This window comes from Pedobacter sp. GW460-11-11-14-TSB4 (assembly GCF_059423705.1).
In genome coordinates this window covers 91,199-111,024 of sequence record NZ_JBWKYI010000002.1, presented here as the reverse complement: position 1 = coordinate 111,024, position 19,826 = coordinate 91,199, and the positions used below count along the sequence as shown (strand labels likewise).

Annotated in this window: 20 protein-coding genes; 12 read left to right on the top strand and 8 right to left on the bottom strand. The window is 38.2% G+C overall.

Annotation, left to right across the window (positions count from 1 at the left end; all coding sequences use genetic code 11):
• Positions 1 to 38 precede the first annotated feature (38 nt).
• Positions 39 to 599 (top strand): thiamine pyrophosphokinase, encoded by a 561-nt coding sequence (locus AC07YT_RS03455; protein WP_086548270.1) that lies wholly within the window; start codon positions 39 to 41, stop codon positions 597 to 599.
• On the top strand, positions 596 to 1,090 hold the full coding sequence (locus tag AC07YT_RS03450; RefSeq protein ID WP_086548269.1) for a GNAT family N-acetyltransferase: 495 nt from the start codon (positions 596 to 598) through the stop codon (positions 1,088 to 1,090). Before AC07YT_RS03455 ends, AC07YT_RS03450 begins: the two co-directional genes overlap by 4 nt.
• Here AC07YT_RS03450 and AC07YT_RS03445 read toward each other — a convergent pair.
• The 3 genes from AC07YT_RS03445 to AC07YT_RS03435 all read right to left on the bottom strand — a co-directional run bounded on the left by AC07YT_RS03445 (position 1,087) and on the right by AC07YT_RS03435 (position 6,485).
• On the bottom strand, positions 1,087 to 1,839 hold the full coding sequence (locus AC07YT_RS03445) for a DNA alkylation repair protein (RefSeq protein WP_086548268.1): 753 nt from the start codon (positions 1,837 to 1,839) through the stop codon (positions 1,087 to 1,089). The two genes, AC07YT_RS03450 and AC07YT_RS03445, sit on opposite strands and share 4 nt — an antisense overlap.
• Before the next feature lie 92 nt (positions 1,840 to 1,931).
• Positions 1,932 to 4,373, bottom strand: coding sequence for an outer membrane beta-barrel protein (locus AC07YT_RS03440; RefSeq protein WP_494945165.1), 2,442 nt, complete (start codon positions 4,371 to 4,373; stop codon positions 1,932 to 1,934).
• Between the two features lie 432 nt (positions 4,374 to 4,805).
• Positions 4,806 to 6,485, bottom strand: coding sequence for a DUF8614 domain-containing protein (locus AC07YT_RS03435; RefSeq protein WP_086548266.1), 1,680 nt, complete (start codon positions 6,483 to 6,485; stop codon positions 4,806 to 4,808).
• Between the two features lie 113 nt (positions 6,486 to 6,598).
• Between AC07YT_RS03435 and AC07YT_RS03430 the strand changes: the two genes are divergently transcribed.
• Positions 6,599 to 7,435 (top strand): N-acetylmuramoyl-L-alanine amidase, encoded by an 837-nt coding sequence (locus AC07YT_RS03430; protein ID WP_086548265.1) that lies wholly within the window; start codon positions 6,599 to 6,601, stop codon positions 7,433 to 7,435.
• 222 nt (positions 7,436 to 7,657) lie between these two features.
• Here the strand turns inward: AC07YT_RS03430 and AC07YT_RS03425 are convergent, their stop codons facing one another.
• Positions 7,658 to 9,313 carry a glutamine--tRNA ligase/YqeY domain fusion protein gene (locus tag AC07YT_RS03425; RefSeq protein WP_086548264.1) on the bottom strand — a complete coding sequence of 552 codons (1,656 nt, stop codon included), beginning with the start codon at positions 9,311 to 9,313 and terminating at the stop codon, positions 7,658 to 7,660.
• A 116-nt stretch (positions 9,314 to 9,429) separates the two neighbouring features.
• Between AC07YT_RS03425 and AC07YT_RS03420 the strand changes: the two genes are divergently transcribed.
• The 7 genes from AC07YT_RS03420 (at position 9,430) to AC07YT_RS03390 (ending at position 14,518) form a co-directional block, all read left to right on the top strand.
• Entirely contained in the window at positions 9,430 to 9,849 is a 420-nt protein-coding gene (locus tag AC07YT_RS03420) for a cobalamin B12-binding domain-containing protein (protein WP_086548263.1), read from the top strand.
• 3 nt (positions 9,850 to 9,852) lie between these two features.
• Positions 9,853 to 10,632, top strand: a complete 780-nt coding sequence (locus AC07YT_RS03415; protein ID WP_086548262.1) for an enoyl-CoA hydratase/isomerase family protein — start codon at positions 9,853 to 9,855, stop codon at positions 10,630 to 10,632.
• Positions 10,633 to 10,799: 167 nt separating this feature from the next.
• Positions 10,800 to 12,209, top strand: a complete 1,410-nt coding sequence (locus AC07YT_RS03410) for a sigma-54-dependent transcriptional regulator (protein ID WP_086548261.1) — start codon at positions 10,800 to 10,802, stop codon at positions 12,207 to 12,209.
• 64 nt (positions 12,210 to 12,273) lie between these two features.
• Positions 12,274 to 13,323, top strand: a complete 1,050-nt coding sequence (locus AC07YT_RS03405) for an AI-2E family transporter (protein WP_086548260.1) — start codon at positions 12,274 to 12,276, stop codon at positions 13,321 to 13,323.
• A gap of 73 nt (positions 13,324 to 13,396) precedes the next feature.
• The gene (locus AC07YT_RS03400) at positions 13,397 to 13,663 is read left to right on the top strand and encodes a YtxH domain-containing protein (RefSeq protein WP_057930800.1); all 267 of its coding nucleotides are present in this window, start codon (positions 13,397 to 13,399) and stop codon (positions 13,661 to 13,663) included.
• A 53-nt stretch (positions 13,664 to 13,716) separates the two neighbouring features.
• Entirely contained in the window at positions 13,717 to 14,094 is a 378-nt protein-coding gene (locus AC07YT_RS03395; protein ID WP_086548259.1) for a phage holin family protein, read from the top strand.
• Complete coding sequence (locus tag AC07YT_RS03390) at positions 14,081 to 14,518, top strand: hypothetical protein (protein ID WP_086548258.1); 438 nt, start codon at positions 14,081 to 14,083, stop codon at positions 14,516 to 14,518. The genes AC07YT_RS03395 and AC07YT_RS03390 overlap by 14 nt, the downstream gene beginning before the upstream one ends.
• Before the next feature lie 169 nt (positions 14,519 to 14,687).
• Here AC07YT_RS03390 and aspS read toward each other — a convergent pair whose 3' ends face one another.
• From aspS to AC07YT_RS03370, 4 genes are all read right to left on the bottom strand, one after another.
• The gene (gene aspS / locus AC07YT_RS03385; RefSeq protein ID WP_086548257.1) at positions 14,688 to 16,433 is read right to left on the bottom strand and encodes an aspartate--tRNA ligase; all 1,746 of its coding nucleotides are present in this window, start codon (positions 16,431 to 16,433) and stop codon (positions 14,688 to 14,690) included.
• A gap of 256 nt (positions 16,434 to 16,689) precedes the next feature.
• Positions 16,690 to 17,259, bottom strand: coding sequence for a Crp/Fnr family transcriptional regulator (locus tag AC07YT_RS03380; protein ID WP_086548256.1), 570 nt, complete (start codon positions 17,257 to 17,259; stop codon positions 16,690 to 16,692).
• A 29-nt stretch (positions 17,260 to 17,288) separates the two neighbouring features.
• Positions 17,289 to 17,513: a DUF2798 domain-containing protein gene (locus AC07YT_RS03375; RefSeq protein WP_086548255.1), complete on the bottom strand. Its 225-nt coding sequence runs from the start codon at positions 17,511 to 17,513 to the stop codon at positions 17,289 to 17,291.
• 82 nt (positions 17,514 to 17,595) lie between these two features.
• A complete protein-coding gene (locus AC07YT_RS03370; RefSeq protein ID WP_086548254.1) occupies positions 17,596 to 18,000 on the bottom strand; it encodes a hypothetical protein in 405 nt (134 codons plus the stop codon).
• 622 nt (positions 18,001 to 18,622) lie between these two features.
• Here AC07YT_RS03370 and AC07YT_RS03365 point away from each other — a divergent pair.
• Both AC07YT_RS03365 and AC07YT_RS03360 read left to right on the top strand, forming a co-directional pair.
• Positions 18,623 to 19,180, top strand: a complete 558-nt coding sequence (locus AC07YT_RS03365; protein WP_478357544.1) for an RNA polymerase sigma factor — start codon at positions 18,623 to 18,625, stop codon at positions 19,178 to 19,180.
• A complete protein-coding gene (locus AC07YT_RS03360) occupies positions 19,173 to 19,700 on the top strand; it encodes a hypothetical protein (RefSeq protein WP_494945164.1) in 528 nt (175 codons plus the stop codon). The genes AC07YT_RS03365 and AC07YT_RS03360 overlap by 8 nt, the downstream gene beginning before the upstream one ends.
• The last annotated feature ends 126 nt before the right edge of the window (positions 19,701 to 19,826 follow it).

Below are 19,826 nucleotides of genomic sequence, written 5' to 3'. Positions count from 1 at the left end.
CTATACTGTACTTAAAGCGAAATTTCTATATTCGCAGTATGTCTTCACACCATATTGTAAAAGAAAAACAGGAGCCGGCTTTATACATCGATGAGCTTGGTAATTTTAACGAAGAGCTTTTAGGGCAGCTGCTCGAATGGAGCCCTACGCTTCTGGTTAACGGAGAAAATTACGATAAAATATTTTCTTTAGGTTTAAAGGTTGATGTTCTGGTAAATGGAAACGGACAGGAAACGCAAGAGGATACAAAAGTTATTCAGGGACCTGTTGATGCATTAATGGTGGCTATTAATTATTTGTATGAAGAGCGGTATCCTGCTGTAAATGTAATCGCCAAAAAATTCGATCTGGAGAAATTTGCAGGATTTGAAGACAAAATCAACCTGGTGGTGTTTACCGAAAGGGCAAAACATTATGCCATAAAATCGGGATTCTCGGTGTGGAAACCTGCCGGAAGTGAATTCCTGATTCACGGCAACCAATATATCGAAGTAACAAACCTCGCGCAGAATGAAGATGAAATTTTTACCGTGGTTAAAGATGGCTTTGTAGAATTTACCTTTTCAGGACAACCAATTTTTATTAGTGAACCTATATGATTACCCTTAGAAAAGCAAAAGAAGAAGATATAGAAATCATCAGGGATATTGCTGCGGCAACCTGGCCATCAACCTACCTCGATATTATCGGGCAGGCACAGATAGATTACATGCTCGATAAAATGTACAACAAAGGGGAGCTGCTGAAACAATTTATGGAAGGGCATATTTTCCTGATTGCAGAGGAGGGCGAAAATCAGTTCGGTTTTGCAGGTTACTCTATTGTTGGACACGAAGAACGCATTTACAAATTGCACAAACTTTATGTGCTTCCATCAGCACATGGCAAAGGGGTCGGAAAAATTTTAATTAACGAGGTTTTTAACCAGGTGAAAGATGCGGGGGGAAGTGCTTTACAATTGAATGTGAACAAGCATAATAAAGCCAAAGATTTTTACCTAAAAGGAGGCTTTACCATTAAAGAATCGGTAAAGCTAGATATAGGTGAAGGTTACTTTATGGATGATTATGTAATGGAATATAAGTTCTAATCTATCTTTTTCAGGTTCAAATAATACTCACGGTCACTTTTGTCAAAATGTTCTATGGCGTAACGCAGCATGGTACGCGGCATTGTTGCGCCATGTTTTTCTAAAAAAGCCATTAACTGAACTTTGTTTTTTGTGCCCGCCTGCCTGATCCAACCGCCAACTGCTTTCTGAATTAAGTCTTCGCGATCATTTAAAAGGATTTCTGCAATGCCAAAAGTATCGGTCAGATCGCCTTTGCGGATAAAGTAAGAGGTACTTACCATTGCCGTCCGGCGTTTCCACATATTGTCAGAAACGGCTAATTGGTACAAAATATCCTTTGCTTTATCAAATAAATAACTGCCCACTACAAAACATGCGGCACGATCTACCAGGTCCCAATTGTTAATCCGGTCGTGCCGGTTAAGGTAAAGTTCAAAAAGGGCTTTCTTTACATCTTCACTTGTTTTTTTATCCCTTGCCCTAAAATCCATTATGCTTACTGCACCAGCCCGGTGTTCATGAAACGGACTTTCCAAAAGCTTTTCTATTTCCCGGATAGGCATGGCCACAAAAGCCCTGGCCACCTCGAAAACCTGTCCCATCCGAACACCAATAAACTGGTCTCCCTCCCCGTATTCACCATCCTCAGTTTTAAAATAACGGGAAATCTTTTCCAATTCTATGTTAGATTGGTAAGTACTTAATTTTTCAATAAAGGCAGCCGCTGTTAAATTCGCGGTTGGTTTGGAGATTTTCTCGACAGACATTTTGTTCAGGGTTTCCAGTTTAAATATACAGAAAACAGAAAACCCGACCAGCATAATGTTGATCGGGTTTTCTTAATTGAAAGGGTTGAATGTTAATTTTTCATCCTGCCTTGCTCTGCTTCAGTACCTGTTGCGCGGCGACGGGCCGGTTTGATTTCATTTTTACCAAAACGATAAGTAAAGCTGATCCTGCCAATGCGGGTTTCATTTTTTTGATGCACCGTATAGGTTAAGCCTGGATAGGCGCTTGATAAATTGTTTTCAGAGATATTAAATACATCTGATAGGGCCAGCTTCAAACTTGCTTTTTTCTTAAATAACGATTTGCTTAAACCTGCATCAACATAATAACGGGCTTTTAAACTTAAGGTACCATAATCAAGCGGCGATTCGTAACTGCCATTTATTTCTGCCGTAAAACCATCCATAATGGTAAACGTTTGCTGTGATTTAAACTGGAAAGATGTTTTTCCGGTTTTTAAAGCACTTCCGGCCAGATCTGGCGCTTCGAAACTGAGGTAAAAAACATTTAAGTTGTTATTGGTCTGCCACCATTTCGTAATCTGAACAGGCACATTTAAATTGGCATTGTAGCTAATGTTGGTGGCAATGTTGGCATTGGTTTGATATAACGATTGATTTGCTGCGTCGGGCAAAATTACCTCTGCAATAACATCATTAACCCTGCTATAGCCTATCGAGAGCATGTATTTTTGTAATAGCGTATAACTCAACTCGAAATTATGCGTATACTGCGGATTTAAAAAAGGATTTCCTTTGCTATAGGTAAATTCGTCCAAATAATAAATAAAGGGATTTAAAGCATCGTAACTTGGGCGGTCTATCCTTCTGCTATAAGAAAAACCTAGCTGATTGTTTTTCGAAAGCGTTTGCTGAACAAACAATGTTGGAAAGAAATCCCAGTAATTTCGTTCCACCACAGTGTTTTTGGTAATCAGATTTCCTTTCGAATTGGTTTGCTCAACCCTTAGGCCAACCTGTACGCTGGTATTTTTAAACTGTTTGTTGATATTGGTATAAGCCGCATTTACATTTTCATCGTATACAAACTGATTGCTTCGTTTTACATCGTTTTGCCAAACATTACTTACAAATTCTTCTGCCTGAAGATCATTATCTGTTTTAACCCAGCTACTTTTCACCCCGGCTTCGAGTTTAACCGTTTTGCTTAACGAAACATTATAATCGATTTTAAAGGCTTTGATATCAATGATCGATGGGGTATTATTCCGGGTATACCTGATCGGGCGGATTCTGTCTCCATTTTGAAACCGGTAATCGTTTTCATAATTAGAACCATCGTTTCCTTTGTATTTGGAATAATCTACATCTGCCGAGATTTCCGAACCCGCCGTATCCAGAACAGATTTATAATTTAAGTTATAAGAAATATTATTGTATTTATTTGCCTGTAATGAGTTGGTGATCAGGCTCGAATCTACTTTTGTAAAAGATGGACCAATTAATGTATTGTTTACTGAAGTTTCATTTCCGTGGTTAAAGTAGCCGTTTACTAAAAGACCAATCGTATTCTTTTTATCAATAAAGTAATCTATACCTGCTTTAAAGTTATTGTTTTGCTGTTTTCTATGACTGGTGCCCACCTGCGTAAAATAGGTATCGGGTGTTCCGTTCGAAATACGATCGATGGCAATAAGGTTGTCGCGCTCATTTCTTCCGTAATTGTAGTTACCGAAAAGATTCAGTTTTTGTGTTCTATGGTTTAGGTTTAAACCGGCATTTCCCCTAAAGTTTTTGCCGTAACCTGCCGTTGCACTAACACTGCCATTGGTTCCGCCGTTTTTATTTTTCTTCGTTTTAATATTGATAATCCCCGAGTTGCCAGAAGCATCATATTTTGAAGAAGGGTTGGTAATCAGTTCGATGCTCTCAATCTCTGAGCTCTGCATATTGCGGAGCAGGTTGGCCACATCGGCACTGCTCATGTAAGTCTGTTTTCCATCCAGCTGAATTAAAACACCTTGTTTGCCCATCATCGAAATCTTATCGTTCTGATCTACAGTTACGCCTGGTGCTTTTTGCAAAACCTCCAGCGCAGTAGAACCGGTCATAATCGAACTATTGGAAACGTTCATCACGATCTTATCCATTTTTCTTTCGATTAAGGGTTTAGTTACTGCTACATTCACCTCTTTTAGGTTTTGAGTGCTTGCGCTGAGTTGTGCCGTTCCGAAATCTACCTTTTGATTATCTTCTGTTAAAACGATGGTTTTACTTTTAAGCGTTTTATAACCCATGTTACTGGCTTTATAATAATAGCTCCCCTTAGCCGAAACATTAAAATTAAAGGCGCCGTTTGGATCAGTAAATGCTGTTTTAACCACGCTCGAATCGGGTGCTTTAAATAGGACAACGGTAACATAATCTGCTGGTTTTTTGGCTTCATCTAAAATGATCCCGCTAATGTTTGCTTTAGGGTTTGTTTGCGCGAAACCCAATGCGGCGGTAAAAAGGAGCGTAAGGATCAGCGATATTCTGTAAAATGTTTTCATTTTTAGGTATTTATTCTTAAAAAAATGGGCAAAAAGATTTCCATACCGCATGTGCATGCGCTTTCAATTTAATTGCTTGCTTATTTTAAAGTTTAGCCGGAAACGAAAGGTTTCCATTGTTTAGTTATCAGTAAGACGACCGTTTTTTAAAAAGGTTACAAGGATTTTTAAAAAGTCCGAAGTCGGAGGTCCGATGTCAGAAGTTTAGGCGTTTAATTCCCTCTTCAGCCCTAACCTTGAGGATTTTACCTTATAAATAGAAATGACGATTTTTCTTTTATAGCGGAGGGAAAGATTTTTAAAGGAACTTAATCAATTAACCCAGTCACACAAATGAGCCAATGACTAATGAACCAACAACGCAAAAAGGCCACAGACAAACAAGTTTACACCCGCGCATCTATGGCCTTAAATTTCTATTATAAGAATATTTTACTTTACCCCAAGTACATCAACACCTTGTTCGAAAACAACATCAACCGGAATATTCTTTTTGGTTAAGCGGTCCAGATCTGTTTGAAGTTCTGCGTGGATAATCGCTTTTTCTTTTTGTGCTTTTTCTACCGCAACTTTATCTCCATTACCTTGAAGGGTAAGAATGAATGCACTTAAATCATTCATTGCAGTAGCAAATTTTTCGAAGTTTACTTTGTAAGTACCTTTAGCTGTACGCTCAAAAGCACCTTTTTCCTGGAAATAATTAAAGCACTGCATATTGGCTTTTCCATGTGCCTCAGAAACGCCAAAGCGAACTGAACGTAAAATGCCAGCCATAAACGTGGTATAATAATCCTTTATGTCGCCCTTTAACTCCCCTTTTTTAAGTAAACCGGTTACCATATATAAACCTAAAATATCGGCTTTGCCTTCTTCCAGCCAGCTGTACTGCTCTTTTAATGCTGCACGTACAAAACCTTTCCCGGTAATGGTTTTTTTAATGCCTAAACCATGTGCTACTTCGTGAAACATGACGTTTGCAAAAAAAGCATCGAATTTAATGTATTGCTGCTGGTCGGCTTCAATTAATTCTTTTGAAATCGGTACCAGGATTTTATCAAATTTCGCTTGCATCGCATTTTTTAACTGCGAGCGGCGTGTACCTTTTTCCTGCTGGATTTTTTCGTCGTTGGGAAGATTAACGGCAATGGTTTTCGATCCGGCATTACAATCTCCTGCATAATAAACCACATCATAAGCATTTAACTCAGAATCAGTTCCAGGGGTTTCGGTTTTGTATTTTGCTGCTACAGGCAGGTTTTTCTGTAATTCAGGAAGCATTTTTACATACTTGGCCAAACGTTTACTCCACTCTTTATCTTTGATTAAAACATAAGCTTCGTAACTGGTACGGGCATTAAACAGTTTATCCTCGTAATTTTCAATCGGGCCAATAATAATATCCAAACCATTGGTTTTCATATCTAACCAGGCATAATCACTTGCGGTAAAATTATCGGTAACTAAAGCATCGGCCCGTAAGTTTAAATATTTTTTTAAACCTGCATCTTCAGCAATTAATGCGGCTTGTTTTAATAATGAACTTGCCTTTTGTAATTCTGAAGCAAATAATACATGGTAAGGTACAGTTGATAGTTTGCCTGTGCTGTCTTTTTGAACAACAGAATATGCGCCAAATTTATCGGCAAGGTCTGATTTCTCTATTGCTTCTTTTGTAATGCCGTATGGATAAAAGGATGCGCCTTCTGGTTTGGCACCAACACCTTCAACAAAAGGTTTATCGTTATTTAATCTATCCCAGGGACCATAATTGATATTAACAAAATCGCGTGTTTTTTCGTCTTTAATCGTGGCCAGCAAACTATCTCTTTGGGGGTAGGCTTGTTTCCAATAGAGCTGATCCATAATTTCTGCGGCCTGAATTAATAAAGGCAGAATTTTACGGTCGTTAACACTTAATTCGTTTATATTGGTGGTTAATTTTACCTTTTCGTAAATGGGCAATCTTTGCGCAACATAATTGGTTAAGCTATCTTTTTGTACCACCACAGCATTTTCACCTTTAGATTTATTGTTGCCGGTACAAGACGATAAGACGCCTGCTGAAATAGCTACTGCCGATAAAAACAGTGTTGATTTGTATAAATTCTTCATATCAAAGTATATGGCTGCTAAATTAGTAAATTTTGAAAGCTTTGTATAAAGTTTGATGCATTGGGTGAAGTTTAACATAACTTTGTAACTTCAACTCGCTAACAATTCATGCCATGTTATTTTCCAGGTCATCAAAATCATTATCTATTTCCGCTTTTTCTCTTGTACTTATTTTATCTGCCTGCGGAAGCAGCAAATATGCCGCAACAGAAAAAATATATAAGGAAAAGGCAAAAGATTTTTCGAAAATAATCAACACCACGCCACCGGTTGGTCAACTTTACGATTCATCAGGAGCAACAAATCAGGAATGGATTGGTTCTGTAAATTTTGGGATACGTAAACCAAATTTTGTGGTGATCCATCATACTGCGCAGGATAGTCTGGCGCAAACGATAAAAACATTTTTCTCCACTAAAGCAGGTACCAGTGCGCATTATGTGATTAGCCGCGATGGTAAAGTAGTGCATATGGTGAACGATTATTTACGGGCAAACCATGCTGGTGTAAGTAAATGGGGAAAAGATACCGATTTAAATTCCTCATCAATTGGTATCGAGCTGGATAATAACGGCTTAACAGATCCGTGGCCTGATGCACAAATAAATAGTTTGATAAAGCTATTGGCCACTTTAAAGAAAACCTATGGCATCCCTACGGCAAATTTTATCGGTCATGCCGACATTGCCCCTAAACGTAAAAACGATCCAAAAAACTTTCCCTGGAAAAAACTGGCTGATAAAGGTTTTGGTTATTGGTATGATGATGTGCTGAAGAACCCACCGGTAGATTTTAATACCGAAATGGCCTTAAAATACATTGGTTACGATACCAGTAATCTCCCTGCAGCCATCACGGCGTTTAAAATCCATTTTATCCAGAGTGATATTACACCGACTTTAACGCCTGTGGATATTCTGGTGCTTTATAATGTTTATGCGAAGTATTAAGTGAAGGGCGTTTGGCGGCTAGCGTAAATAAGTCCGAAAGTCAAAGGACAGAGGTCCGAAGTCATGGGACAAACAAATATACCAACCCTTCCAAAAGCTGGACGGTTGAAGCCAGTTAACCAATTCAAACAATTAATCGGTTGACCACCTAATAAAAAAAAGCACAGATAAACACTAAAATCCGTGTTCATCTGTGCATATCTGTGGCCAAAATGGCTAAACCTAATTCGGTTTCTTAAAAGTATCTTTTAAGGTAACTGTGCGGTTAAAAACCAATTTATCTGCAGTAGAATCTTTATCTAAACAGAAATAACCTTTACGGATAAACTGATAACGGCTTTCTAAATCGGCGTCTGCCAATGCCGGTTCGATGTAAACGTTAGGTAAAACCGTTAAACTTTCAGGATTTAAGTAATCTTTAAAATCGCCTTCCTCAGCATCTGGTGTTTCAGAAGTAAACAAACGGTCGTACAAACGGATTTCAGCAGTTTTGGCATGCAGGGCGCTTACCCAATGGATCGTCCCTTTAACATTTATACCGCTGGTATCATTCCCGCTTTTCGATTCCGGGATGTAAGTACAACGGATTTCAGTAACGTTTCCGTTTTCATCTTTCACAAAATCTTCGCATTTCACAATGTAGGCAAATTTTAGGCGTACCATTGCACCAGGTGCCAAACGGAACCATTTTTTTGCCGGTACTTCCATAAAATCTTCACGCTCGATCCAAAGTTCATTGCTGAAAGGGATTACACGTGTACCTCCGCCATCTTCAGCTTCCGGATTGTTTTCGCCGATTAAATCTTCTGTTCCTTTTTCGTAATTCGTAATCACCAGTTTAATCGGATCTAAAACCGCCATTACGCGGTTAGCCGTTTTATTTAAATCTTCGCGGATACAAAATTCTAACAGACTCAGCTCAATTAAATTTTCGCGTTTGGCGATGCCGATACGTTCGCAAAACTCGCGGATGCTCTTTGGTGTAAAACCTCTTCTGCGTAAACCGCTGATTGTAGGCATACGTGGGTCATCCCACCCGTTTACTAAATTTTCGTTAACCAGTTGCAATAGCTTGCGTTTACTCATTACCGTGCTGGTCAGGTTTAAACGGGCGAATTCATATTGTTTTGAAGGGAAAATCTCTAATTTTTCGATAAACCAATCGTAAAGTTCGCGGTGCGAAACATATTCCAGAGTACATATCGAATGGGTGATGTTTTCGATACTATCACTTTGTCCGTGCGCAAAATCATACATCGGGTAAATGCACCATTTGTTGCCTGTACGGTGATGCTCGGCATGTTTAATGCGATAAATAATCGGATCGCGCATTAACATATTTGGACTGGCCATGTCGATTTTTGCTCTCAGAATATATGCGCCATCGGCAAACTCGCCATTTTTCATTTTTGTGAAAATGTCTAAATTTTCTTCGATGCTGCGGCTACGGAATGGGCTGTCCTGTCCTGGTTCTGTTGGCGTGCCTTTTAAAGCTGCAATTTCATCTGCAGAACTTTCATCAACATAAGCCAAACCTTTTTCGATCAGTTTAACGGCAAAACCATACAGCTCATCAAAATAATCTGAGGCGTATAATTCATTTTTCCAGTTAAAACCCAACCATCTGATATCTTCTTGCTGGCTGTTTACATATTCTGTTTTTTCAGTTACCGGATTGGTATCGTCAAAACGCAGGTTGGTATAGCCGCCGTATTTTTGTGTTAGTCCGAAATTTAAGCATATTGCTTTCGCGTGGCCAATGTGTAAATAACCATTAGGTTCCGGCGGGAAACGCGTAACCAAAGTTTCATACTTACCACTATTTAAGTCGTTCTCAACAATTTCTTCAATAAAGTTCAATGACTTCTCTTCACTCATAAAAACCTGTAAATTAGGAATGCAAATGTAAAAAGATTAGTCTAATTCTACTTGTTTTAGTTAATGATTAATTTGAGAATCAAAATCAATACATTTACGTCAACTTAATATTCAATATGAGCAAAGTATTAAATCGGCCTATACGCGTTTTAGTGGCTAAGGTTGGATTAGATGGTCACGACAGGGGAGCCAAAGTAATCGCAACTTCCTTACGAGATGCCGGCATGGAAGTAATTTATACCGGCCTGCGCCAAACACCCGAAATGGTGGTAAACACAGCGCTTCAAGAGGATGTTGATGCCATTGGGATTTCTATCCTATCGGGCGCACACATGACGGTTTTTCCAAAGATTATTCACTTTATGAAAGAAAAACAGTTAGATGATGTGTTGTTAACCGGCGGAGGGATTATTCCGGAAGCAGATCGGCTAAAACTGGCAGGTATGGGGGTTGGAGAACTATTTCCTCCAGGTACAACCATGGCCAGTATTGTAGAATATATACAGAATTGGGTTACAGAAAACAGAAATTTTTAAGCTATGGCATACCAGAATTTAATCTCAGAAATAAAAGAAAACATTTTATACGTTACCATTAACCGCGAAAAAGCACTGAATGCTTTAAATAAAGATACTTTGGCTGAACTGGCGGATGTAATTGCTTTTGCAGGTAGAACAGATGAAGTAAGAGGTGTTATTTTAACCGGAGCAGGTGAAAAGGCATTTGTTGCAGGGGCCGATATTAAAGAGTTTTCTGATTATAGTGGCAAACAGGGAGAAGAATTGGCAAAACGCGGTCATGAGCTGGTTTTTAATGCCATTGAAAATTCTTCAAAACCATTTATCGCAGCAATTAATGGATTTGCTTTAGGCGGAGGACTGGAGTTGGCAATGGCCTGCCACATACGCATTGCATCAGATAACGCGAAATTAGGTTTGCCGGAAGTTACTTTAGGCTTAATTCCCGGTTATGGTGGCACCCAGCGCCTTACGCAATTGGTTGGAAAGGGTAAAGCCATAGAAATGATTACTACCGCAAATATGATTACCGCTACCGATGCAGAAAAAATAGGCCTGGTAAATGTTGTTGTTCCACAGGCAGACCTCATTGGCAAGGCTGAAGAAATGCTGAATGTGATTAAGCAGCGTGCACCTTTGGCTATTTCAGCAGCAATAAAATCGGTGATTGCATCAATAAATAATACCAATGGTTATGCTACCGAAATTGAAGAATTTGGCAAATGTTTCGAAACCGCCGATTTTAAGGAAGGTGTAACGGCATTTGTGGAAAAGAGAAAAGCAATTTTTACAGGTAAATAATAGATTTGTAGTATTAATTCTATCGTTGTACTAATTAAATGTGTAAAATGTTTTTAAGTTCAATATTTTTTAAGTAATTATGCATAATCTAAAATGCTTAATCTCAATCATTTTGATTCATCCCACTAAATTATTCGGGGTTCTTTTTAGGGCTAAAAATCCTATTAATGAAAAACAAGATACTTATAATTGATGATGAAATAAATATTGGCTTATTACTTTCTAAATTTTTAACGAAAAGTGGTTTTGATGTACTACATACAACCACCGGAAGTACTGCATTAGAAATTCTAAATAAGGAAAAGTTCGACCTGGTTCTCTGCGATTACCGTCTTGATGATACAGATGGTAAAGAAATTTTAAAATATATAAGCGAAAGTCATCCGGCAACAGGCGTTATTATTATTACCGGATATTCGGATGTTAAACTTGCTGTTGAACTCATAAAACTGGGGGCTTATGATTATATTGTTAAGCCATTATATCCTGATGAGATATTAAATACGATTAACAAAGCGCTTGAAGCGCAGCAACTTTTAAAAAAACATAAAAGTACCGGGAACAAAATCGAAGCAACTGATTTTTTTAACCAGCCTCAGTATATTGAAGGTAAGAGTAAAGTTTCATTAAATCTTTTAGCGCAAATTAATGTTGTTGCCCAAACAAATTACAGCATTATTTTAACCGGGAAAAGTGGCACAGGAAAAGAATGTGTGGCTAAGGCCATTCATAGGAATAGTTTACGCAGTGCGGGCAGCTTTGTTGCCATGGATTGTGGTTCTTTAACGAAGGAGCTCGCCGCAAGCGAATTTTTCGGGCATGAAAAAGGATCATTCACTGGTGCACTTTTTACTAAAATAGGACACTTTGAACAGGCAAATGGCGGAACATTATTTCTTGATGAGGTCAGTAATTTATCATACGAAATTCAGGCTATTTTACTCAGGGCAGTTCAGGAGCGGAAAATAAAGCGGATTGGTAGTACAAAGGAGATTGATCTGGATGTGCGGCTTATTGTAGCCACCAATGAAAATTTAGAAGAAGGCATTCAAAAGGGTACATTTAGGGAAGATTTATATCACCGCTTTAATGAATTTTCTATACATGTTCCATCATTGAAACACCGGGGCAATGACATACTCCTATTCGCTGAGCGCTTCCTGTCCATAGCAAACCAGGAACTGAATAAAAAGATTAAAGGCTTTTCTGATGAGGTAAAGAAATGTTTATTGGCCAACCCTTGGCCAGGTAATGTACGTGAGTTGAAAAATGTAATCAGGCGGGTTGCTTTATTAACCGATGGAGATTGCATAGAACCCCATGTTTTACCCTTAGAGTTCGGAATGATTGATCACCGTAGCACTCAGTATGAAAAAAAAGCCCTTCTTTTGCCTCCAAAATCACATCATGAAAAATCACTTCATTTACGGAATGCAGCTAAAGAGGCCGAATATAATGCTATTTTAGAAGTGCTAAAAGAGGTTAATTTCAATAAAACCAAGGCAGCCAAAATCTTAAACATCGACAGAAAAACACTTTATAATAAAATTAAATTTAGGATCGATAATGGAACATAAATTTTAAATCAACAAAACAAAAGGGGGCATTTTAACATTTAAAGAATAGCCTTATTATCTAAATATGTCAGTATTCTCTTATAAGCAACGCAATAACATTAACCTCGTCATTATTATTGCACTCGGGGTGTTAATTGCATATTCTTTGCAGAGTATTTTTAGCGCCATTTTAAGCACTTTGGTGCTTTATACCATCATGCGGCCAGCCTATATCCATTTGGCCGAAAATAAGGGGTGGAATAAAAGAGTAACGGCTATTTTTCTGATCACCATCTCTATCATACTCATTGTAATGCCTTTTTATGCATTAAGCAGTATGGTTATCAGCAAAATTTCTGAATTGAGGAACAATGAAGTCTTTTTCAGGAATCTATTGGTTAAACTACAACACCTTATTCCGGTTAAAATTAATCAGGATGTTATTCAGGAAGGATTAAACCGTTTGGGGAATTGGGCCACTCAGCTTTTTCCATCCTTAATATCGAGTGCAGTAAATATTGTATTAAGTTTATTGGTGATGTACTTTTTACTCTACTTTATGTTAATTGAGCGGAAAAAATTCGAATTTTCATTGATTAAATATGCGCCTTTCAGAGAACAGAACGCCCTCCGTTTTGGCGATGAAATGAGGAATACAACTTATGCAAATGTGTTGGGCCAGGGACTGATCTGCCTCGTTCAGGGTTCGCTTTTAAGTCTTTCTTTTTATGTGCTGGGTTATAAAGATCCCGTGTTTTGGGGCGTAATTACAACATTTATTTCTTTTGTGCCTGTTTTGGGGCCACCAGTTGTTTTTGTTCCGGCTGCGATTTTACAGATTGCGAACGGGAATAATTTTGCTGGCTGGGCCATGCTTATTTTTGGTTTTGTAGTCATCATCAATATTGACAATGTGCTCAGGTTTATCATCGCAAAAAAAGTTGGCAATATTCACCCCATAATTACCGTAATTGGCGTAATTATTGGTATCCCTTTATTTGGAATATTGGGCCTTGTTTTTGGTCCCCTGCTATTATCTTATTTTATATTGCTTGTTAAGATTTACGAAACCAGTACGCTTGCATCAGAAAGATTGGAAAGAATTAAAACAAATAATGAGCATACGGAGTTATAAATATAGCTTAACAATAAATAATGTAGTAGTTTTATATTGTACATAATTGTTAAACCCTTAAAATACATTAATTATGAATGATAACTCAAAAGTTGTAGTTGCGCTTTTAGCAGGATTAGCTGCTGGTGCGGCGCTAGGAATTTTGTTCGCACCAGATAAAGGTGATGAAACCCGCGATAAATTAAGCCAATCTCTAAAAGACCTGGGCGACTCTATCAAAGATAAAGCTGCTGATGAAATTAACCATCTTGCCAGCTTAAAAGATAAAGTGGTAAGCTCAATTAAAACAAAATTAAGAAGCGTAGAAGAAGAATATAGTGACGACGTTGAACACGCGTAATAAATAAAATATTGCATAGCCGGGCAATTGCCCGGTTAAATATCATCTGAATTATGCAGGAAAATAAAGATAAAAGTATCGAAGATCTTGTAGACGATGCTAAAGGCTTTCTAGAGGCCAGAGTGGAGTATACGAGGCTTTACCTGGTAGAAAAAGTCTCTAAAGTATTTGCCGATCTGGTAACCAGTACGGCAGTTATTGTTTGTTTTATATTGGCCTTTTTATTTGGCTCGGTAACTTTGGCACTTTATCTGTCTGATCTTTTAGGTAGCTATGCCGGAGGCTTTGGCTGCGTATCTTTGTTCTATATCCTATTGGCAATAATTGTTTATTTAACTAAGGATAAGTATATCGAAAAGGCCATTATTAATGTAGCCATTAGAAAATACTTTGATAAACTTGCAGATAAGGAGGAAGATGAAAAGGTATAAAGACATCCGAAATCTAGAAGACCTGCAGGCTAGAAAATTAGAACTGAAGGTTGAATATACGCTTAAGCAAAATATGCTTAAATCGGATACGAAAGCTTATTTTAAACAATTTACCTTGGGCGCACTGATAAAAAGGTATGCTACACCAAGTAACCTGTTTAAAGCCGACGAAAAATTAAATATAAGCGGAACCGCTATGTCCTTGCTTTTGCCCATGTTTATGAATAAAACCCTTTTTAGAGGTGCCGGTTTTTTAACCAAAGCAGCTGTAGGTCTGGTTTCAGGAAAAATTGGTAAATCGCTTGACGCAGAACATTTGTCAGCAATTTTTAATTCTGTAAAGAGTTGGTTGGGTAAAAAGAAAGAGAAAAAAGAAAAGAAATTTATTGACTATGGCATTCCGCCTGATAGTGAAACATATTAGTTCAATGGTTCATTAGCCATTGGTTCATTCGTTAGTGAAACGCAAAGTGACTGTCATAAAAAAGCCTCAGAATTCAAAATCCTGAGGCTTTTTTTATGCGTTTCGTCATCCTGGTTTTTCAGGTTCTTCTTGAAAAGATGCTAAACCAGGTTCAGCGTGACGGATCTATTTATAAATCTGTTTTAATCTTTAATTCTTTCAATTGTTTCTCGTCAATAGTGCTCGGGCTATCGATCATTACATCTCTTCCTGAGTTGTTTTTAGGGAAAGCAATTACATCACGAATGGAATCTAAACCTGCAAAAATTGAGGTTAAACGATCGAAACCAAAAGCAATACCACCATGCGGAGGTGCACCAAACTCGAAGGCATCCATTAAGAAACCAAATTGTTTTTGTGCTTCTTCTGCACTGAAACCTAAATGTTTAAACATTAAAGCCTGTAATGCCCTATCGTGAATACGGATCGATCCACCACCAACTTCAGTTCCGTTGATGACCATGTCGTAAGCATTGGCACGTACGTTTTTAGGATCGGTATCTAATAAGGCAATGTCTTCAGGTTTAGGCGAAGTGAATGGGTGGTGCATGGCATGGTAACGTTCAGTTTCCTCATCCCATTCTAAAAGTGGAAAATCCAATACCCAAAGTGCAGAGAATGTATTTTTATCGCGTAAACCTAAGCGGCTACCCATCTCCAAACGAAGCTCATTTAGCTGTTTGCGTACTTTATCGGTAGAGCCGGCTAAAATCAATAATAAATCGCCTTTTTCTGTGCCGAAAGCTTCGCTCCATTGTTTAAGGTCTTCTTCGTTGAAGAACTTATCTACTGATGATTTAATGGTTCCGTCTTCATTGTGGCGTGCATAGATCAAACCTGTGGCGCCAATCTGCGGGCGTTTGATGAAATCTGTTAATTCATCTAATTGCTTACGCGTATAACTTGCTGCACCTTTTGCATTGATACCTACTACCAATTCTGCATTGTCGAAAACAGGGAAACCTTTACCCTTTACCAGGTGGTTAAGCTCCACAAACTGCATCGCAAAACGGGTATCTGGTTTGTCAGATCCATATAAACGCATCGCATCTGCATATTGCATACGCGGCACTTCTGGTAAATCGTAGTTGCGTACTTCTTTAAATAAAGTACGGATCAAACCTTCAAAAGTGTTTAGTATATCTTCTTGTTCGATGAAAGACATTTCACAGTCAATCTGGGTAAACTCAGGCTGACGGTCGGCTCTTAAGTCTTCATCTCTAAAACATTTTACAATTTGGAAGTAACGGTCGAATCCCGAAACCATCAACAATTGTTTAAAGGTTTGCGGCGATTGAGGCAAAGCATAAAACTCACCTTCGTTCATGCGGCTAGGCACAACGAAATCTCTTGCACCTTCTGGTGTTGATTTAATTAAAACAGGTGTTTCTACTTCGATAAAATCTAAAGCATCTAAATAACGGCGAACCGATTGTGCCATTTTATGACGTAAAACCAGGTTATTGCGAACCGGATTACGGCGTAAGTCTAAATAGCGGTATTTCATGCGCAGCTCATCACCACCATCGGTTTCATCATCGATCATGAAAGGCGGTAATTTCGCAGCATTTAAAATCTCTAATGCAGAAATTTTAATCTCCACATCGCCTGTAGCCATTTTTGGGTTTTTGTTGCTTCTTTCAACAACGGTACCAATCGCTTTGATTACAAATTCACGACCTAAAGTACGTGCGGTTTCGCAAAGCTCACGATTATCGTCCATGTTAAAAACCAACTGAGTAATACCATAACGATCGCGGATGTCGATAAAAGTCATACCGCCTAAATCTCTTGATTTTTGTACCCAACCACATAGCGTAACACTTTCGCCTAAGTTATTTAGGTTTAATGCACCACAAGTTACTGTTCTTAACATATATATAATCTAAATTGAGCGGCAAAAATACCGATTTTGTTTTAAAGTTAATGCTATAACCAAAGGTTTTTGAATCAGGATTTTTAGTGGGCAAAAAAAATGCAATTTGAAAACTCTTTGTATAAGTTTAACAAAGGTAATATCCTTTAGAGGCCGTTACCCTGAATTTATTTCAGGGTCTTTATTGCAGGAAAAATGCTGATCCCGAGCCTTCGGGATAGCAGGGCGATCACATTAATCACCATTATTATAGAACTCAGGCTTTTGATTTTAATCTGCTTAAAGTTTCTTGCGAGATATTTAAGTAAGAGGCAACCATTTTGTTTGGCATGCGCATAACCACGCCTGGATTTTGGGCAAGCAGCTGGCGGTAACGCTCGGTGGCATCGAGCGTAATAAACGACATTAAGCGATTGGTATTGCTTACGTAGGCATACTCCAGATAATGGCGGTAAAGTTTCTCCCACTGCGGAATGATTTTAAGCAGGTGGTAAAAATCTTTTTGCGAAATGTAATGTAGATCGGTATCTTCTATGGCCTGCACAAACTCCTTTGAAGTTTCGTTGGTAATAAAACTGACTAAAGCGGTGGCAAACTGCTTTTCGAAAGCAAAATGCCGGGTAGCTTCAGTGCCTCCTTCAGTTCGAAAAAAAATCCGCAAGCAGCCTTTGTCAACAAAATAAATGCGCTGGCTCGTTTCGCCAGGGCTGATCATGATTTCGTTCTTTTTTACCTGCATCATCTTGAAAAAAGACAATACCTGTTCCAGATCCTCATCGCTGATGGTAATTTTTTCTCTTATATAACTTGAAAGCTGTTTGTGCATTTAATTCAGGCTTACTACATTAACAATGTTTAGGTTTTCGAGGTAATCTTTTCAGCCAGTTTCCGTGCGTTGGGAATAATGATAAAGGCTGCAAAATAAGCTACAGGCAGCATTATGCTCCAGGCCTGTAAAAATTTGATGAACCAGCCCTCGCCAAAACCATAGTTACGCATTAAACCTACAAAAGCCATAATTAATGTCATAGGGATAACCACGAAAAGTGTATTGATGTATTTGAAATGTTCTTTTTTCATTTTTGATCTGTATTTTATAATGTTGCAAAGCTGCAGCCATTAAAAATCCTAAACTTTGATGTAGGTCAAAAAAGAATATTTATTAGTATTTCTCCTCCAGCACGATTTCAATAGCGATTACCTTCCATTCGCCATTAATATTTTTCCAGTGGTAAATTTCTTCGGTTTGGATGGTTTGTTTTTTCGAAAAGATAAGCAGATTGGGTTTTAGAAGAACCGATTTCCGGGCAATTTTTTCTGTGAAAATATCATCCTCCATGGATGATTTAATCCTGTAATAACTCGTATGGATTTCTTTAAGGTTACCAAAGTATTTTTTTAAATCAATGGTGTAATCACGCTTATTTAAAGCGGTTCCTTCTGCTGGCGTAAAGCTTAAACGGTCATCAAACATAGCAGTATAGGCAGTTAGATCTTTACTTTCTAAAGCCTGATCTGCTTTTTTATGTAGCTCGTTTATTGCTGAAATGATTAAATCGGTATCCATGGCATGAAGTTAAAGGTTTGTATCAGGGTTTTCAAATTTATGATGTTCCGGTAGCTGATTTTCCACAAATTTCAAAAAATCCAAAGCACCAGTTTGTCATTAATGATAAAATGCCTTTCGTATTTCTAATGTTTAAAGGCTTTTATTTTTTAGGAAATGAAAGATCAGCCTTTCATAGGTGCTTTAGCCCCGCCATCCGCTTTATCCCGATAAAACCTGTGAAATAAGCAAGCACACGATAAAAAACAAAACAGACAGTGCCTAAATCGGGATGTTCGCTCCTGTCTGGTTTATTTAACAGCGGTTTGTTTTCGAGGCACCAGCCTCGGTTAAATAAACCTGATTGTCGGGAAGAGCTTCCGATCCTCTACCGATAAATCGGCACTACATTAGCATCGGAACTCGTACCAAAAAGCAGGACTGCAATGGCCAAAGGCACAGAACCAACCATTTCCTAATGATCTTAATATTTTTTCTTTTTAGGAAATAAAGGTAGTGTACGGTACATAACAGCATGCCTGATCTTATTCTTAAAGCTGCGTTAATATATTTTAAACTTTTTTTCTACCTTGATGCAACGTTTTAAAATCCCTTATGTCTTATAATCAGAATATTCGAAATTTTGGAAGCCGTATACATCGATAAAAACCTGGAACTCGTAAAAAAATGCATGCAGGGCAGCCGCGCAGCACAGTTTGAATTGTACAAGCTGTATGCAAAGGCCATGTATAATGTGGCACTGCGCATTTTAAATTATGAGGAAGAGGCAGAAGATGTTTTACAGGAAGCATTTTTGGATGCGTTTACCAGAATTGTAGATTTTAGGCAGGAAACCACTTTCGGACTTTGGTTAAAGCAGATCGTGATCAACAAATCCATCAATTATTTACGTAAGCGTAAGATGGAATTTGTAAGTACCGATGAAATATCGGAAGTGCCGGATGAAGATAGTTTTGATGACCATGAAGTGCAGTTACAGGCTGAAGAAATAAGAACAGCCATAACCCAATTGCCAGATGGCTACAGGGTGGTACTGAGTTTGTACCTGTTAGAAGGTTACGACCATGAAGAGATTGCACACATTTTAAAAATTAGTGAAAATACCAGCCGCACACAGTACATGAGGGCTAAAAAGAAGTTAAAAAGTATTTTAGAACAGAAAGGGATGAGAGATGAATAATAGATTAGAAACCTTTGTAAAGGAAAACCGTAAAGCTTTCGACGTAATGGAGCCATCGGCAGGACTTTGGGCAAAGATTGAACAGGAGTTAGACAACAAGAAGAAAAAAAAACCGGTAAAACTGTATTTATGGATGAGTGCAGCAGCAGCTATTGTGGTTGTTTTCGGTTTAGCCTGGTTATACGTAGGAAAATTACAAAACAAAGATTTAGAAATAGCCGACGTTAGCGCTTCATACGCCAAAAAAGACGTTCATTTCGCTGGTTTAATTACCGAAAAAAGGGATAGTCTGGCCATTTTCGCCTCTGCAAATCCAGAGCTGTATAAAAAATTTACCGCTGATTTGAAAAAGCTGGACGAAGATTATGAAAGATTAAAAACGGAATTGCCAAGCTCGCCCAACCAAACTTTTGTGGTAAAGGCTATGGTTAAAAACCGCGAAATACAATTGCAGTTATTAAAACAACAGTTATTGATTATTAACCAGGTTGACGATTATAAAAGGGTTAACCAAATTTAAGCAAAACCGAGATAAAACAATAACAAGATTCGTCTTGATACCTGATTAAACATACTGGATACCAATCAGGAGACGCTCACCACATCGAAAGCTTATGGCCAGCCGGCAGGTTTTAAGTGTATAGGT